The following is an 18,140-nucleotide window of genomic DNA, read 5'->3' on the forward strand; positions in this document are numbered from 1 at the left end:
GCCAGGCTCCTAATTAGTAGAAACCCGATACAGCACTGTATCGGGTTTTTTGCTTTTCTGATATTACTAAATTAAACTGAGCATCAAATTCTAATATCTGGTATACCTATACATATAAAGTTTTTGTTGAACAATATTTTTATTTAACACTCGAATTGTGTTTTATTAGGCTTAATTTTTGATTAAAGACCAACCTAAGGTTTTTTATTGTAGAAACTTCAACTATTAGTACATCAATGCTTGTATTTTGTCTTGCAAATAAATAGCATTGTAGGTTAATAAAATAAAAAGATAATAATTAGCGTGATTAGGCCGTTTTTGGGAATTAAATATATGCGATTTGCACCTTTGTCTCTTCTGATATCATTGAGTTTGCTCTCATTTTCTGCTGTTTCGCAAGATACAAACACAGTTACGGCAATTGAAAATGATATAACACTTAAACAAGCTGACTTTGATAGCTTTACTGAAATATTAAATAAACATTTAAAAGATGAAAGCCAACAGCAACATCAATTAGATCTATTACGTGCAAGATCTACAAAGCTAGAAAAAGAAAAAAACCAAGCTTTAGATGCTATGAATGCACTTTACCGCAGACTAATTGAAGATCCTTCTTTAGATATCTCAGATACTAAGCTGAGATATCAGAATGCAGTTGATTCTCATAAAACAAATAAAGAAGATATTGCAATGCAATTGGCTTCAATTTCAGCTCATCGTAAAGATATCGAAAAGATCCGAATTGATAGGCATGCATTATTAAATACCCTTGAAGGTTTAAAAGAGCAGAAAAATACCGCTAGGGTTGAAAGGCTAAGAAATGAATTCAATCGAGATGGTACGCTTGAAATACAAAATACAATAAATTGTAAGCGCACTGAAACATTAGCAGCGTGTGAGCAAAGAGGTCAGCATTTAGGTATGCAAAAGGCGACTAAACGTTTTCTTGATCAGGTTTTTGCTAATTTGACTGAAATCCGTTTGGTTGAGCCAAAAAGAAACTCAGCAGGCGCAAGGGTTCAGGTATTAAATAGCCATGTTGTAAATAGTGGTTTCAGTGGCCATGGTAATTATGATGTTAATTTAAGTGTTACCATGCGAGGTGATGCTAATAATAGTCGTTTATGTCATTTACTCAATTTAGATAACCGTTTTTGTAGTGAATACTCAAGTTCTTTTCAAAGTATTTATAGCCCTCAACAGTCATCTAACTTTACTGGGAATGTACGTTTCTCTGACCCAGTGACCGTATCAACAACCTACCCTGAAATAGAAAAAAAAAGTCAAACTTATAATAAGCCAGTTGTAAATATATTAAATGAGCCTGAAATTGACTACACTCATGAGTTAACACTTCGATCAAATGTTCATGATGATGAAGTTTTCATTGATGGAGTTAGTTACGGTTCAACACGTTTATCAGTTCAGTTACCTGTCGGAATCCACGATATTGAAATTCGTAAATTAGGTTATAACACTTTCAAAAAAATTATAAACTTGAGTAAAGCACAAACTTTAAAGGCGAGATTAGTTAAGAATAAATCTCATTTAGTTTCAAAACCTATCGTTGAAACTCAAATAAGTAATATCTCTGTCCCAGGTATGGTTGTCATCCCAGCCGGAAGTTTTGAAATGGGTGATATCACAGGTAATGGTTTAGCCAATGAGCAACCAGTTACAAAAAAAATATTAAGTGACTCTTTTGATATGAATGCAAAAGAAGTTTCTGTATCTCAATACAACTCATTTGCTGTAGAAACAAATTATGTAACTGAAGCTGAATCAGGAAAAGGTTGCGCTTATTACCTTAATGGTGAGCCAGTTTGGGAACCATCTCTAAATTGGAAAAATCCAGGTTACGAACAAGAAGATGACTTTCCTGTGGTTTGTTTAACTTATAATGATGCTAAAGCATATGCAGATTGGTTATCAAGTACAACAAACAATGAATTTCGGTTACCAAATGAAGTCGAATGGGAATATGCAGCTAGGGCTGGTACGACAACTGATTACTCTTGGAGTAACGATATAGGCTCAAACCAAGCTAACTGTGGATGGTGTGGCAGTGAATGGTCAAATAAGAGTTCCTCACCTGTTGGTTCTTTTTCAGCTAACCAGTTTGGATTATACGACATGGTTGGAAATGTATGGGAATGGACACAAAAAACTGCTGGTCAGTCTGATGTAGCTGTAAGAGGAGGTGCATGGAATTTTGCTCCAAGCTTAGCGAGAGCTTCTACGCGACTTATTTTATCAACTGACTTTAGAGCGAATTATATCGGTTTTAGATTAGTAAAAGAAAGATAAATATATGGCCTTTATTTTGCTCTAATAACTTAATTGCTAATTTCATTTAACTCATTTTTTTTATAAAATATGAATTAATTATCTTTAATGATTAACAATCAAAGTATGTTATTAGAATAATATAATGGTATTAAAATAGTTAGTCAGTAAATAAAATAACAATATACAAGGATCAACCCGCTTTATGTTTAAAAAGCTTCGTGGAATTTTTTCAAATGACTTATCCATAGATTTGGGTACTGCAAACACCCTGATTTATGTGAAAGAGCAGGGTATAGTATTAAATGAACCTTCGGTTGTTGCTATACGACATGATAAGCCTGGTGGTCCAAAAAGTATTGCATCTGTAGGAACAGAAGCTAAACAAATGCTTGGTAGAACCCCTGGTAATATAAAAGCAATTCGCCCTATGAAAGACGGAGTAATTGCTGATTTTTATGTAACTGAAAAAATGTTGCAACATTTTATCAAACAAGTTCATGATAATAACTTTTTGCGTCCTAGCCCAAGAGTATTAATTTGTGTTCCTTGTGGTGCTACTCAAGTTGAAAAACGCGCAATTCGTGAATCTGCTATGGGAGCTGGCGCAAGAGAAGTTTATTTAATTGAAGAACCTATGGCAGCTGCGATTGGAGCGGGCCTACCTGTTTCTGAAGCAACAGGTTCTATGGTAGTTGATATTGGTGGTGGTACAACTGAAGTTGCTATCATTTCCTTAAACGGTATCGTTTACTCATCGTCAGTAAGAATCGGTGGTGATAAATTTGACGAAGCAATTATTAATTACGTTCGTCGTAATTTTGGCAGTCTAATTGGTGAAGCGACAGCTGAACGAATAAAGCATGAAATTGGCTCTGCTTTTAAAACTGATGAAGCTAAAGAAATTGAAGTGCGTGGTCGTAACTTGGCTGAAGGTGTTCCAAGATCATTTACGCTTAATTCACATGAGATATTAGATGCATTGCAAGAGCCTCTTCAAGGTATTGTCAGTGCTGTTATGGTTGCACTCGAGCAATCACCACCAGAATTAGCTTCTGATATTTCTGCTCATGGTATGGTGTTAACTGGCGGTGGTGCTTTACTAAAAGATTTAGACCGTTTATTGATGGAAGAAACTGGTATTCCCGTTGTTGTTGCTGATGATCCTTTGACATGTGTTGCTAGAGGGGGTGGTAAAGCTCTTGAGATGATTGACATGCATGGCGGTGATGTATTTAGTTACGATTAATGAATTTATTATTTGGTCGAAATGCTTCTTTACAACTGCGATTAATAATCGCAGTTGTTTTAAGTGGTTTAATTATGCTTGGAGACAGATATACTTCTGGCGCTTCTACAATTCGTGCAAGTTTGAATACTTTTGTAAGTCCTCTTTTTTATTTTGCTAATATACCATCTGAATTTTTAAATTGGAGCTCTCAAAGCTTAGACGCTCGAGAGTTACTTTTAACTGAAAATACGACTCTCAAAAAGAATCAGTTATTACTTAATGCAAAGCTACAAGAGTTTCAATTTCTACGAAGTGAAAATTTAAAATTGCGCGCACTTTTAAATTCTTCTGCAAAGCTAGAAAGTAAAAAGCTAGTAACTAAAGTATTATCTATACACTCAAATACTTATAATCAACAAGTTGTTATCAATAAGGGGTTTTTAGATAATGTAGTTGAAGGGTTAGCGGTTGTTGACGATCTTGGTGTTGTTGGTAAAGTTGTGCAAGTAGGATCTTCTACTAGCCGAGTTTTATTAATGACTGATAATACTCATGCGATCCCAGTTCGTGTCTTAAGAAATAATATTAGAACTGTTGTAGAAGGCATCGGAAAATTAAACCAGGTTGAATTACCCCATGTACCCCATAGTATGGATATTAGGATAGGAGATATTTTAGTTAGCTCAGCTTTAGGTGATATATTCCCTGAAGGACTACCTGTTGCAACAGTAACAAATATAGAAAGAGATGAAGGCAAGCCATTTGCAAAAGTATCTGCGCAACCAATTGCACAATTAGACCGTATTAGGCTATTAGTTTTATTGTGGTCGCAACAAACAGAGGAAAACAAAAATGATGAGTAGGCATTATTGGTTAATCCTATTATCAATTTTTGTGGCTTTAGTTGTAGCATTAATTCCATTACCAAGAGGGTTGCAGCCTTTTCAACCTGACTGGGTTCTTTTAATTTTAATGTATTGGTCACTTGCTTTACCTCATAAAGTTAATATTGGTACAGCATGGGTTGTCGGTTTATTAATGGATTTAGCGATAGGTTCTCCTTTAGGAGTACACTCATTTACTTATTCAGTTTCTATTTATATCACCGCCAGTAATTATCAAAAAATAAGAAATTACTCTGTACCACAACAATCTTTATTAATTGCGCTATTCCTTGCTTTATATCACCTATTACAATTTTGGGTGAGTCATTTTTTAATTGATATTTATTTTTTACCTCAGTACTTATGGCCTGTTTTAACAGGGTCCTTATCTTGGGTCTGGATCTTCTTATTACTTAGAAAATATCGACGTCATTTTAGGATCCGATAATGAATAATTTAATATATTTAGCTTCAGCTTCACCACGTCGTAAAGCGCTATTAAGTCAACTTAATGTTGAGTTTGAGCAATTTTCTTTAGATGTAGATGAGTCTCATATTGACAACGAAACACCACAACAGCATGTCGTGCGTTTAGCTTGTCTTAAAGCGCAAGCGGGTGTTGATCGTGGTTATAAAGATCGCCCAGTATTGGGTTCAGATACTATAGTTGTATTAGATGATAAAATATTAGGTAAGCCTAAAAGTAATCTTGATGCTAAAAGAATGTTGGCAGATTTGTCTGGTCGTACACATCAAGTTATGACCGCAATTGCTTTTGCTAATGAAAATAAAATACTAAGTAAACTTGTTATCACTGATGTCACTTTTAAAGATTTATCGGAACAAGAAATATGTGAGTATATCGCAACACAAGAGCCTAATGATAAAGCTGGAAGTTATGGTATTCAGGGATTCGCAGGGCGATTTGTAAGCCATATTAGTGGTAGTTACTTTTCTGTAGTCGGTTTACCATTATTTGAAACCGAACAATTATTATCACATTTCTGGAATGAATAATGAGTTCTGAATTATTAATAAATATTACACCAAGTGAAAGTAGAGTCGCGCTTATTGAAAACGGTGTACTACAAGAGATCCAATTAGAACGACAAAGCCACCTTGGAATTGTTGGTAATATTTATCTAGGTAAAGTGAGTCGTGTATTACCTGGTATGCAAGCGGCTTTTGTAGATATAGGCTTAGATAAAGCTGCATTTTTACATGCATCAGATATAGTTAACAGTACAATAATCGTTGAAGGCTTTGCAGCATCTAATGTTAAAAAAACTCAAGATATAAGAACTTTAGTGCGCCAAGGTCAGCTTATTATGGTACAAGTTGTGAAAGATCCTTTGGGAACAAAAGGAGCAAGATTAACAACAGATATCACGATACCTTCACGTTATTTGGTTTTTATGCCTGATGCTAAACATGTTGGTGTCAGTCAAAGAATAGAAACAGATACAGAAAGGCTACGTTTAAAAAATATTGTTAAGAAATATAATGATGACGATGGTGGCTTTATTATTCGTACCGCTGCTGAAGGTGCATCAGAGATTGAACTTGATCATGATGCAAAGTTTCTGAAAAAACTGTGGCATAAAATAAATGAAAAACGTAAAAATATAAAAATAGAAGGTATTTTACACGAAGATTTGATTTTAGCTTTTCGTACATTAAGAGATTTTGTTGGTGAAGATATGGAGAGAATTAGAGTTGACTCTAAATTAACATATCAACAGTTAAAAGCATTTACGGAAGAGTTTGTACCTCAGCTTTCTGCGCCTTTAGAGTATTACCCTGGTGAGAGACCTATTTTTGATCTGTTTAATGTCGAAAATGAAATACAAAGAGCCTTACAGCGAAAAGTAGAGCTTAAGTCTGGTGGTTATTTAATTTTTGATCAAACAGAAGCGATGACAACAGTTGATGTGAATACGGGTGCTTTTGTTGGGCATAGAAACCTTGAAGAAACGATATTTAATACTAATATTGAAGCAGCACATGCGATTGCACGCCAGCTTAGATTACGAAATTTAGGTGGTATAATTATTATTGATTTTATTGATATGTCATGTAATGAGCATCAAAAACGTGTTTTACATGCTTTAGATTTAGGTTTATCTAAAGAAAGAACAAAGGCAAATATTCATGGGTTCTCAGCTTTAGGTTTAGTTGAAATGACGCGTAAACGTACGAGAGAGAGTTTAGAGCATATCCTATGTGATTTCTGTCCTGCATGTAATGGCCGTGGTGCTTTAAAAACAGTTGAAACTGTATGCTATGAAATATTAAGAGAAATAGTCAGAGTAAATCGAGCCTATAATGCTGATAAGTTTGTAGTATATACATCACAAGCGGTAAGTGAGGCTTTGAAAAATGATGAGTATCATAATTTAGCCGAACTTGAACTTTTTATTGGTAAACCTGTCAGTATTCAGACCGAAATTTTATATACTCAAGAGCAATTTGATGTGGTGATGATGTAGTGCAAAATACTGCTGTACAAAAAGAGACTACTGAAAAGGCAAGGCGCTTAACATTTAGGCGCTTTTGCTTTTCTTGCATAAGAAAAATATGGCAATTTTTTGCAATTAGTCTTGTTTTATTAGCTGTACTGATTTCAGTTCTGAAATATAGTTTGCCCCATGCAAATGAGTATAAGTCACATTTTGAAAGTCTGATTTTAGAAAAATTTAATGTTGAATTATCTATAGGAAATATATCTGCTGGTTGGCAAGGCACAGGTCCTGCACTTGAGTTGAATAATATCTCTTTTCAATCAAATTCACTTTCTCCCATTAAACTTAAAATTAAGCAAACACGTTTGCATATCAATCTTTGGCGGACATTAATAGATAGACAATTTAGATCAAGTTATTTTGTCTTAGATGGACTTACTGCAAATATCAATTTACCTGAATTAATATCACTTTCAGAGGATACAGACACGACGAATTATAACAATCAGTTAGATTTATTTGAAGGGTTGTTTTTAGGTGAAATAGGCCATTTTGCTATAGAAAACAGTATGCTTGAAATTGTTATGAGAGATGGTAATCACAAAACCGTTGAGCTACAAAAGTTAAGTTGGCAAAATGAAAGTGAAAAGCATCAAGGGCAAGGTACAATTAGCTTACCGGGGATCTCAGATAATTCACTTAATATTATTTTAGATTTATATGGCACAGCATTTAAAAATGCATTTGGAGAATTATATTTAGTAGCTAATAATTTAAATATTACCCCTTGGCTATCTTCTGCTATTTCAAGCAATATTCAATCTGTTCAATCTGATTTTAATTTTGAATTATGGTCTCGTATAGATAAGGGGTTATTTAAAAGTATCCAACTGCAATGGCATCCTAGTTCTTTGAATTGGGATTTAGATAATGAAGCGCAAAATTTTACTATCACCTCAGGCGCATTGCGTTTTAAACCGACGATAATAGGTTGGGGTTTAAACTCATCTGATTTAGTTCTGAGTAGTAACCAAGTTAAATGGCCAAAAATGAATTTAGAAGTTCAGAAAAGTGGAAGTGAAGTTAAAGGTAAACTAACAAATATAGATATAGAAATGCTTACTCAGCTTTCACAGTTAGTTGATAATAAAGATTTTGAACCTTTGTTATTAAGAGACCCTAAAGGTCAAGTAACCGATTTATTTTTTAATTTTAAACATAAAAATAATTGGCAGGTTTCGGCTAAAGCAAATGGTGTAGCTTGGGAAAACTACCAAGACGTACCAGGAGTGAAAAATTTCGAACTTGATGTTAATTTTAATCAGTCTTCAGGGAATATCTCACTTCATTCAGCACAAAATCAATTATTAACAGGGGAGCTGTTTCCAAAAAATATAAATTATGAACAGATTGATTTAACACTCTCCATGGTAAAACAAGATTTTGGTTGGCAAGTTAAAAGTGATAACATTTGGCTTCATAATAAAGATTTAAGTTTAGCGGCAGAGCTAACATTGAATCTATATGGTGAAGCTTCAATGAGCTTGTATGCTGAATTAAAAGGGCCAAAAGCAATTTTGGCAAAAGAGTATTATCCTAAAGGTTATATGCCTCAAGGTACAATTGATTACTTAAATGAATCATTATTGGGTGGTGAAGTTGAACAAGCTCAGGTGCTTTGGCATGGTAAATTCTCGAGTTTTCCTTATGAGAATAATGATGGTCACTTTGCTGTTGTAGCTAAAGTAGTTGATGCAGAATTTCAATTTCAATTAGATTGGCCAAGTATTAAAAACCTAGATGTTGATTTAGTGTTTGATCGTCAAAGAATGGATATTTTTAGTAATACAGGTCAATTAGTTAATCTATCTTTAAAAGATGGCGTAACAGTTAGCATTGATGATTTACGCATATCCGATTGGCTTGATGTTAAAATAATTAACGAAGTAGACGCACAAGTTTTACAACCTTTTTTTGCATATACTCCTTTATCTCAATCTATCGGAGAAGTGCTTAAAATTGTTAATGCTAAAGGTCATGTTTCTGGGGTTACTCATTTAAAAGTTAATTTATCACAACCAGAAGTTATCACAAAAGGCAAAATTAAGTTCTCAGATATCGATGTCGATATTACCAAGCCTGGCCTTGAATTTGATCAAGTTTCTGGTGAACTAAACTTTATTGATAATCAAATTAATTTACCAAATATTTCTGCTAACTGGTTAGGTTTACCAGTTAACTTAGCTATAGTGGGTGAGCAAAACCAAAAAGAATATGCTTTAACAGTTAAAGGTGATGTTAATTGGTCAGTGGATAAGTTATTGAATAAAGGTCCAAGATTTATACAGGAATATACTTCGGGAGATATTCCTTTATCTGTAGATTTTAAATTAGGCTTACCTGAGTCTGGTTTTTATTATCAAGCAGAAATATCATCTACATTAGAAGGTTTATCAACTTCATTACCAAAACCTTTTGATAAAAAAACAAAGCAAATAAAGCCGTTTAAAGGTGTTATTAGAGGTGATGAAATATCTAATTTAATTACTTTGAATTTAGATGACCAGCTTTATTTTAATAGTATTTTTGAAAATAAAACAATGAGCATAAGTCATGCTCACTTAATTATTGGTAGTCGTGATTTAGGATTAAATGCATCTGATTTTGATGTGAGCATTAATTTAAAGCATGTAAATATGAAAGCTTGGATCCCATTTATAGACCACTTACTTGAGGATATTAATCAGAGTGAATCTTCTGGTATATTTCCGCCACTTAAACAAATTAATGGTGAAATTACACAAGTTAATTTATCGGGAATTGTATTCAACGAGCTTGATTTTAAGTTAGATAATTTTACTCAAAGCACACAGTTGAAGCTAATGGCTAAAGAGTTAAGAGCCCAGGTTAGTATTCCTAAAGTCTTAGCGCAAAGACCAATTTACATCGAAGCTGACTATTTACGTTTCAATTTACCAGAAGCTGAATCTCATAATCAAGATAATGAGAAGTCAGATACAAGTTGGTTTTATAGATTACCTGCCATTCGTTTTAATTGTGCTGATTGTAGGATTGATAATTATCAATTAGATAAATTAATTGTTAATTTGGATCCTGCTGAAAATGGTATACAAATATCTGATTTTATTCTAGATAAAAATAAACATAAATTAACAGCAAATGGCTTATGGAAAAATGAGACGACATATCTTAAAGGTCAGTTTACGAGTAAAGACATAGGTGAGCTTTTTGATGAATACGAGCTGACATCTACTATTAAAGATTCTAAAGCTGACGCTGACTTTGAGCTTAACTGGCAAGGTTTGCCATATGAATTTGATATTGCCTCTTTATCAGGAGATATAAAGTGGCACTTAGCTGAAGGTCATTTGACTGAAGTGAGTGATGGTGGGGCCCGAGTTTTTTCGTTATTAAGCTTGGATTCTTTAGTTAGAAAGCTAAAATTAGATTTTAGAGATGTATTTGCTAAAGGTTTTTTTTATAACAGCATTAAAGGTGCTATGCATTTAGAAAATGGCCTTGCCAGTACAACAAATACTAAAATGGATGGTGTGCCTGCAGATGTATCAATAAAGGGCTATGCTAATCTAAATACACAAGAATTAAATTATGACTTAGCTGTTTCACCTGAAGTAACATCAAGCATTCCAGTAATAGTTGCTTGGATGGTGAATCCAGTAACAGGTTTGGCTGCTCTGGCAATCGATAAAGTAATACATTCAGCTAAAGTTATTTCAGAAATTAAGTTTAAGATCAGCGGTACTATGGATAAACCTATTGTTACAGAACTTGGTCGAAAAAGCAGAAATGTTGAAATACCGCAAACAGCTAAACCGGAGCAGAAATTACTAAAATCGCAACCGGAATTACAATTGCAATAAAATTCATGAACGTGATGTTTAAATCATTTTTTAAATTGATATAAATGCACTGATTAGAGAAGATAAGAGTTAACACATGACAACTGAAGTAGAAAATAATTTACTACGAGAAAGTAACTTATCTCGTGATGACTTAACTAAAGCATTGGCACTGATACATCAGAATAATGTAGATTATGCTGATCTATATTTTCAATCTAGTTATCACGAAACTTGGATGTTGGAAGATGGGTTAGTAAAAGAGGGCTCTTACAATATTGAGCGTGGTGTCGGTGTGAGAGCGGTAAGTGGCGATAAAACGGGCTTTTCATATTCAGATGCGATTAATATCGAATCTTTGACTCAAGCATCAACAGCGGCAAAAAGCATTGCAAAGGCTAGTGAAAATAAACAAGTACAAATTTTCACTGAAAAAACTCATGCAATTCAATTTGGGGCAATTAACCCTATTTCGAGCCTTTCTGATAGTAAAAAAATTGAGTTATTACATCAAATAGAAGATTACATTCGTCAATTAGCACCAGAAGCGAGTCAAGTTATTAGCTCTATCTCTGCTGTATATGAAGAAATATTAGTTGCAGCCAGTGATGGTACTTTTGCAACCGATACACGCCCTCTTATTAGAATGAATTGCTCGGTATTACTCGAAAAAAATGGTAAACGCGAACGTGGAGGTGCTGGAGGGGGGGCAAGGTTAGATTACGGCTACTTTTTGGAATTAGAGAATAATAAACCGCGTTGGATGGGTTATGCAGAAGAAGCCGTTAGGCAAGCAAGAGTAAACCTTGATGCCATAGAGGCACCTGCTGGCTCTATGCCTGTTGTATTGGGTTCTGGTTGGCCGGGAGTTTTATTACATGAAGCTGTTGGTCATGGACTAGAAGGGGACTTCAACCGAAAAGAAGCATCCGCTTTTAGTGGTAAGGTTGGTCAAAAAGTTGCTTCTGAATTATGTACAGTTGTTGATGATGGTACATTGCAAGGCCGCAGAGGGTCATTGAATATAGATGATGAAGGTACGCCTGCACAATGTAATGTACTTATCGAAAAGGGTATTTTAAAAGGTTACATGCAAGATAAACTAAATGCTCGATTAATGGGGGTATCTCCTACGGGTAATGGTCGCCGAGAATCATATGCACATTTACCTATGCCAAGAATGACAAATACTTATATGTTAGCGGGTGAAAGTACTCAGCAAGATATTATCTCAAGTGTTAAAAAAGGTATATTTGCCCCAAACTTTGGTGGCGGTCAAGTTGATATTACTTCAGGGAAATTTGTTTTTTCAGCTTCTGAAGCCTATCTAATTGAAGATGGCAAAATTACCCAGCCAATTAAAGGGGCGACTTTAATTGGTAATGGCCCAGAAGTTATGCAGCAGATATCTATGGTAGGTAATGATTTATCTTTAGATAAAGGCGTTGGTGTTTGTGGTAAAGATGGTCAGAGTGTCCCTGTTGGAGTTGGCCAGCCTAGTTTGAAAATAGATATGCTTACCGTAGGTGGTACGGCTTAGTTTAATCTCTTTTAATTAAAGAATATTAAAAGCCCACTTATTTCGAACTAGCGGGCTTTTTACTATTTTACTTTAAATCAAGTTAATGCCAATTAAACCAGATGTTGTTATTCCTGAGGGGGATGTAATTTCCCAAGAAATAACTGAAGAGGAAGAGATATCATCTACTTTTACTTCAAGAGCAAAATTCATAACGTGCCCTCCAAAAACGGGTCTATTTTTCTTAGTATCAGGATCTTTATTATAAATAGCTTGACTAAAGCTATAAGGAGCCCAATTGTCATTGCTCCTGTTCTCCCAATCAAGCTGCTCTTGAGTTATGGGATTATTTACTCCGATAGAGTTTCCGACCGTTAAGCTTGTCTTACCTGATAAAATTCCGTTAGAGGCTGTGATGTTGATAGTTGTGCCGGCAGGCATCATTTGTAATGCTGTATCTACGATGTATAAAGAAAAATTTTGAAAGCTTCCTTTTTTAATATCCTTTTTAGTTGTCAAACCAAATTTTTGTTCACCAGCATAATTAGTTATAAGGGGTTTTTGTGTTTGGACACTTGTATCATCATATAAAGACCAATAACTATCAGAGGAAGCCATTATCATTTTTAATGCTTTTCTAACATTGATCGTTTTACTTATATTTTCACCGCACTTAGTTGTGCTCAAGCAATGAGGACCATTAAATTTACCATCTTGATTGGTATAATTGTCATCTTGAACGTCATATTGATTATCACTTTCAAAATTAATAAAAAGCTCTCCAGAATCTCTATTGTTGTTCTCATTATCATCTCTCCAGGCTTCTGGCATATCTATAAAGCCTGATGATAAAGATTCAGAACGGCCAAAACCACTAGAAACATTTTTATTTACTTCTGGATTTCCATCTGAATTGTCAAATACATTATTACCATTTGTATCATAAAAAGTTTCGTGTCCAATTGCAGTGGCAAGAACTGTGATTCGATGGTTATATACTTTAGGTTCTGAACTTTCCCATTTTACAAAACAAGAACCATTAGAAGTTTGACAAGAAGGTTCAATTTGCCCGCCTTCTGTTGTGAAATTAACCGTCGTACCATCTGGTACTGGATTGTTAAAGCTATCTGCTAACCAGGCAGTAATGGTTACTTTTTCACCATTAAGATTATATCCTTCAGGATTGTGATTAGAGGTTGCTAAGGTGATACTGTTTTGATCTGCTAAGCCTGTATTTACAGATAATAAATCTGATTGTGTCGAAATCATTTCTCCCGCTTTAGAAGTGGCAGATGCATTAACACGCACTACAGTTGGTACATTTCCTGAAGTGACTTTTGTACTTACTTGGCCTAAAGAGTTAGTAAAAGCAGCTTTTGGGCTAATGCTTAAGCCACCCACTTTTGTATCTAATTCAAAGGTCACTTGCTGTTGTGCTAAAGGATTACCTAGCTTTCCTTTTACTATAAAGGATAATGTGGAAATATCTTGCTTACCTTGACCACCAGTCCCTTTTAATACAATGGAGTCAGGCTCAGCAGATACAAACTCAATTGCCCCTAGGCTCTCAGGCTGTAGAGTTACAATTTGAGTTAAAGTGATGTTTTCTGCACTACCGGCTATGGTTGCGATTATTTGATCTGTATTACCACTTGAACTGGCACAGCTGAGGTCTTCATAGGTAGCATTGGCTTTACCATTAATGGTTAATACTTGCCCATCAATTTTAGCTTGTTGAGTAGTAACACAGCTAGATGTAAAGCTAATTGCTGTGGGGGTGGAAATTGGTACGTTATTTTCATCAACAATAGCTATTTTTAAACCTAAAGTGCCGCCAGCACTTAATGTTGCATCGCCGTCTTTAATTGTACCATCTAAGGTATAGCCTATTTTCCCCTCTACAAATTGATTATTTTCATCAAAGTATCCCGCTTTTATTTCTGGTTGATCAATAATGTCGGCATCTAAAATTTGATAATTAAATTGCTGACTAATAGTTTGGTTATTAACATTTAATGTATAGCTTGCTGCTAATACAGCAGCCCCAATAGTGTTCTCGGTAGATGCAGATAATGTCGCTTTTGCGATACCGTCTTGATTAGTTAAAATAGCAGATGCATCTAAAGCACCTGATTCAGCAGTTAAATTTACTATTTGATTTATTAAAGGTTGATCTGTTGGGTCTGACAGTTGTATCTGAACTAAAACTGATTCCCCTTGTTTAAATTGATTGTTGGCTATGCCATTCTTAAGCATTTGCACATTTAATACGGGTAGAGTAGGTGTGCCGTCATCATTATTTACAAATTCATACTGGGCTGTAACAGAAGACTGCGCTTGAGTTACCGTTAAAGTAGCAGCACCAACAGAAGCGTCATCACTGTCTAAGTATATAATCGCATCGCCATTGATATCACTTAATTTTGAGGTTTGGCGTAAAGTACCTAGTGGCGCATCAAAGGTAATTGATAACCCTGAAACTGGTATATCATTTTTAGATAGGTGTGCTTTAATGCAAACGGTATCCCCAGCTGTAAAACTAGGTAAACCAACAGAGTTACATTGCTCATTTAACATTGAAATTGTGATAACAATAGGGGCGTTAGGATCAGGTTCAGTACTTTCTAAAAACTCATAATCGGTAGATGCAGATACATCACCTACACTTGCTGTAATAGTGTTTGAACCTATATCTGTATTATCACTGTTTAATATTACTTGCGCTATACCATTTTCATTACTCAATGTGGAAGATGGAGATATTGAACCAAGGCCAGCGCTAAAGTTAACTGAAGTATTAGATACTGCAAGGTTATTTTTAATGAGTTTAGCTTGGATACAAAATGAATTACCAGCAATCGCTTGTGGTGTAGTCAATATTTGACAGTTTTCATCAAATACAGATAGTGTAATTTCAATTGTGGCATCTGGATCTGGAATGATAGGTTCTTCGTTTTCTCCAGATGAGCCATTACACGCAGTTAAAAATAAACATACTAAAAAACTAAAAAACAGTTTAGTGGTTTTCATTTGTGATCCTTTGCTATTTATTTCAAGATTCTAAGATTGATTCTTTTAAATATTGAAATAAGTCTCGGTAGCCTTTAGCTGGTTTTTCTTGCTCGACTTCTTTTTTTGCTTGACGAACAAGTTGGCGCAGCTTTTGTCTATCCAAAATATCATATTCTTCAACTAATTCATTCACTTTTTTGTCACCATCTGCAATTATTTGGTCACGTAAATGTTCTAATTTGTTTAAAGCAACTGAAGCCTGTTGATTTTTATTGCCAATGATATCCATTGCATGTTTTATTTCATCTAAGTTGTCTGCTAATCGTAATTGTTTTGCAATGTAGTTCAAATGCCTGCGGTAGGATTCTTTCTTTTTACTTAATTTATCTGAAAGCACCATAGCTTCTTCAAGTATCACATCTAATGGTACTTTTTCCCGCGCTTTAGGCGATAATGCTGCTAGTTGAGTACCTAGTTTATGCATTTCTTGCACTTCACGTTTTATTTCACTTTTAGAAACGTAAATAATTTCTTCTTCTAGCTCGGGATTACGCTTTTTTCTGGCCATGATGTTCTACACTGTTTTAATAATTTAATTTATATCAGCATAGTATAACTCAATGTTATAGCCGTTAAAATCAAGCTTGACGTATGTTATGCTTAGTTTATTACTCTTATTCACATTATTTGGTTATTTTCATGAGTGAACAATACAAATCAGATCCTATTTTCAAACAAATATCAGAAGTTGAAATTGCGGTTGCACAGGTATTAGACAAAGCAAAAAATTTGGGAGCAACATCTGCTGAAGCTGCGATGAGTAGTACATCTGGCTTGTCTGTGACGACTCGATTAGGTGAAGTGGAAACGATTGAATTCAATCAAGATGGCGCTTTAGGAATTAGCGTATATGTTGGCAATAAAAAAGGCTCTGCATCTACAGCTGATTTAAGTTCAAAAGCATTAGATTTAGTTGTCAATAAGGCAATTGAAATTGCAAAGTATACATCAGAAGATTCTTTTAACGGTTTAGCGGATAAAAATTTACTCGAGTTCTCGCAAGCAGATTTAGACTTGTATCATCCTTGGCAGGTAACTCCAGAGCAAGGTATTGACTTTTGTAAACAAGCTGAAGATGCTGCATTAAATTCAGATGATCGTATTGTGAACTCTGATGGTGCAAGTTTTTCTAGTCATCAAGGCTTGAGAGTTTATGGCAATAGTCATGGTTTAATTGCAGGTTTCCCTCGAACACGCCATAGCCTAAGTTGTATGGTTATAGGGCAAGAAGGCTCGCAAATGGAACGAGATAGTGCATATACGACTTCTAGATTAGGAGAACAATTAAAAGCTGCTACGGCTTTAGGTTTAGAAGCGGCAACAGAAACGCTAGCTAAATTAAGTAGCCGAAAGTTAAAAACAGGTAAAATGCCTGTTGTGTTCCGAGCTGATATAGCAAGCTCTTTGTTTGGTCATTTTATTTCTGCTATTGGTGGTGGTGCTTTATATCGCAAGTCTAGCTTTTTACTTGATAGCTTAGGTAAACCAATTTTTAATAAATTAGTTAACGTAGAAGAAAAACCACATATCCTTCAAGGCATGGCTTCTTCACCTTTTGATAGTGAAGGAGTGAAAACACAAGATCGTATTATATTAAACAACGGTGAATTACAGACTTATCTGCTAGCAAGTTATGCTGCGCGTAAACTAGATATGACGCCAACAGGTCATGCTGGTGGTATACATAATTGGCTAGTAGAAAGTACAGGTGGTGATTTAGCTAAATTACTTCACACTATGGGTACAGGGTTGTTTGTTACAGAATTAATGGGGCAAGGCGTAAATATCATCACTGGAGATTACTCTCGCGGTGCAGCTGGTTTTTGGGTTGAAAATGGCATTGTTCAATATCCAGTAAGTGAGATAACTATTGCTGGTAATCTAAAAGATATATTCAAAGGTATTGCAGCGATCGGCTCTGATATTGATTATAGAGGAAGTGTACAAACAGGCTCTATATTAGTGGAAGAGATGCAAGTATCAGGTGAATAAGCTTAGCAAATTTGTTGGTATGACTTAACCTGAGATAGAAAGGGCAGATATATTCTGCCTTTTTGTTTATCTGAAATCTTACTTAGTAGCCACTGTGGAAGGTTAATAAATTATCACATCAAATATTGAAGTTTCATACTGAATAATAAACATTCATATAAAAAAGAGCCGTTATACCGAAGTTACAAGCTTTATTGTGCTCCTTTTGATCTGTTATAACGGCTGCTTTTTCGACATTGCGGTCATTAGCCTAACTCATAAAGGTTCATTACGAAGGATGACCCGCACGATGTGAGGCTGGAGGTTAGAGACCTCCGGCTACCCGATTATATGTTTTTGAAAAAACCCTCATTTGGGTGTTTGGGTTTGTTTTTCATTTCTTTCATATGCCTTTGTTGCTGCTCTTTGATGGCTTGAATATGAGCGTGACAAATCTGGCAACGCACTGCTGAAGAGTTAATAGTTTTGCCAAGTTCTTCGTACCAGTGCTTCTGTTGCTCCGCACTCCATACTTGAGCTTTGCCACAATCTCTACAATTATACTCTTCATCATAATAGTAATCTGGGGCTGAAGAATAAGTATTGTCATTAACTCCCCATTTTTCTTTATCTACAGGGAGTCTTACTGCATCTTTGTTTTTTGGTCGCTTAAATCTACCCAATGCTCAACTCCTGTACGAACACATAACGCTTTGTTCTTATACCTAGGAAATTCCTCTTGGAAGCCACTATCTATGAGGCCTATATAAATTTCTTTATAGATGATTTATAGTCCTAATTAATAGATTGAACGAAAGTTGTGCGTGCGAT

General features: G+C 35.0%; 12 protein-coding genes. 9 read left to right on the forward strand and 3 right to left on the reverse strand.

Annotation, left to right across the window (positions count from 1 at the left end; translation table 11 throughout):
* Positions 1-333: 333 nt before the first annotated feature.
* The 8 genes from CJF42_RS21330 (at position 334) to tldD (ending at position 12,287) form a co-directional block, all read left to right on the forward strand.
* Complete coding sequence (locus tag CJF42_RS21330) at positions 334-2,310, forward strand: SUMF1/EgtB/PvdO family nonheme iron enzyme (RefSeq protein WP_095368609.1); 1,977 nt, start codon at positions 334-336, stop codon at positions 2,308-2,310.
* A gap of 184 nt (positions 2,311-2,494) precedes the next feature.
* Positions 2,495-3,538, forward strand: a complete 1,044-nt coding sequence (locus CJF42_RS21335; protein WP_091989126.1) for a rod shape-determining protein — start codon at positions 2,495-2,497, stop codon at positions 3,536-3,538.
* Complete coding sequence (mreC, locus tag CJF42_RS21340; protein ID WP_095368610.1) at positions 3,538-4,383, forward strand: rod shape-determining protein MreC; 846 nt, start codon at positions 3,538-3,540, stop codon at positions 4,381-4,383. Before CJF42_RS21335 ends, mreC begins: the two co-directional genes overlap by 1 nt.
* On the forward strand, positions 4,373-4,852 hold the full coding sequence (mreD, locus tag CJF42_RS21345; RefSeq protein WP_095368611.1) for a rod shape-determining protein MreD: 480 nt from the start codon (positions 4,373-4,375) through the stop codon (positions 4,850-4,852). The genes mreC and mreD overlap by 11 nt, the downstream gene beginning before the upstream one ends.
* Entirely contained in the window at positions 4,852-5,421 is a 570-nt protein-coding gene (locus tag CJF42_RS21350) for a Maf family protein (RefSeq protein ID WP_095368612.1), read from the forward strand. The genes mreD and CJF42_RS21350 overlap by 1 nt, the downstream gene beginning before the upstream one ends.
* Positions 5,421-6,893 (forward strand): ribonuclease G, encoded by a 1,473-nt coding sequence (rng, locus tag CJF42_RS21355; RefSeq protein WP_095368613.1) that lies wholly within the window; start codon positions 5,421-5,423, stop codon positions 6,891-6,893. Before CJF42_RS21350 ends, rng begins: the two co-directional genes overlap by 1 nt.
* The gene (locus tag CJF42_RS21360) at positions 6,893-10,768 is read left to right on the forward strand and encodes a YhdP family protein (protein ID WP_095368614.1); all 3,876 of its coding nucleotides are present in this window, start codon (positions 6,893-6,895) and stop codon (positions 10,766-10,768) included. Before rng ends, CJF42_RS21360 begins: the two co-directional genes overlap by 1 nt.
* 76 nt (positions 10,769-10,844) lie before the next feature.
* Positions 10,845-12,287: a metalloprotease TldD gene (gene tldD / locus CJF42_RS21365; protein ID WP_095368615.1), complete on the forward strand. Its 1,443-nt coding sequence runs from the start codon at positions 10,845-10,847 to the stop codon at positions 12,285-12,287.
* Positions 12,288-12,359: 72 nt separating this feature from the next.
* Here tldD and CJF42_RS21370 read toward each other — a convergent pair whose 3' ends face one another.
* Together CJF42_RS21370 and yjgA are read right to left on the reverse strand one after the other, a co-directional pair.
* Positions 12,360-15,296: an Ig-like domain-containing protein gene (locus tag CJF42_RS21370; protein WP_095368616.1), complete on the reverse strand. Its 2,937-nt coding sequence runs from the start codon at positions 15,294-15,296 to the stop codon at positions 12,360-12,362.
* Positions 15,297-15,318: 22 nt separating this feature from the next.
* Positions 15,319-15,846, reverse strand: a complete 528-nt coding sequence (gene yjgA / locus CJF42_RS21375) for a ribosome biogenesis factor YjgA (protein ID WP_095368617.1) — start codon at positions 15,844-15,846, stop codon at positions 15,319-15,321.
* Between the two features lie 131 nt (positions 15,847-15,977).
* On the opposite strand from yjgA, the gene pmbA reads away from it, so the two are divergent.
* Complete coding sequence (pmbA, locus tag CJF42_RS21380; protein WP_095368618.1) at positions 15,978-17,330, forward strand: metalloprotease PmbA; 1,353 nt, start codon at positions 15,978-15,980, stop codon at positions 17,328-17,330.
* A 326-nt stretch (positions 17,331-17,656) separates the two neighbouring features.
* Here pmbA and CJF42_RS21385 read toward each other — a convergent pair whose 3' ends face one another.
* Positions 17,657-17,992: a zinc-ribbon domain containing protein gene (locus CJF42_RS21385; RefSeq protein WP_095368619.1), complete on the reverse strand. Its 336-nt coding sequence runs from the start codon at positions 17,990-17,992 to the stop codon at positions 17,657-17,659.
* Between the last annotated feature and the right edge of the window lie 148 nt (positions 17,993-18,140).

This window comes from Pseudoalteromonas sp. NBT06-2, from assembly GCF_002276045.1.
Taxonomy (GTDB): domain Bacteria; phylum Pseudomonadota; class Gammaproteobacteria; order Enterobacterales; family Alteromonadaceae; genus Pseudoalteromonas.

Coding starts and splice junctions, on each gene's coding strand:
- yjgA (WP_095368617.1), bottom strand. CDS start 15,846: ATGGCCAGAAAAAAGCGTAATCCCGAGCTAGAAGAAGAAATTATTTAC.
- CJF42_RS21370 (WP_095368616.1), bottom strand. CDS start 15,296: ATGAAAACCACTAAACTGTTTTTTAGTTTTTTAGTATGTTTATTTTTA.
- mreC (WP_095368610.1), top strand. CDS start 3,538: ATGAATTTATTATTTGGTCGAAATGCTTCTTTACAACTGCGATTAATA.
- rng (WP_095368613.1), top strand. CDS start 5,421: ATGAGTTCTGAATTATTAATAAATATTACACCAAGTGAAAGTAGAGTC.
- CJF42_RS21335 (WP_091989126.1), top strand. CDS start 2,495: ATGTTTAAAAAGCTTCGTGGAATTTTTTCAAATGACTTATCCATAGAT.
- CJF42_RS21330 (WP_095368609.1), top strand. CDS start 334: ATGCGATTTGCACCTTTGTCTCTTCTGATATCATTGAGTTTGCTCTCA.
- pmbA (WP_095368618.1), top strand. CDS start 15,978: ATGAGTGAACAATACAAATCAGATCCTATTTTCAAACAAATATCAGAA.
- tldD (WP_095368615.1), top strand. CDS start 10,845: ATGACAACTGAAGTAGAAAATAATTTACTACGAGAAAGTAACTTATCT.
- mreD (WP_095368611.1), top strand. CDS start 4,373: ATGATGAGTAGGCATTATTGGTTAATCCTATTATCAATTTTTGTGGCT.
- CJF42_RS21350 (WP_095368612.1), top strand. CDS start 4,852: ATGAATAATTTAATATATTTAGCTTCAGCTTCACCACGTCGTAAAGCG.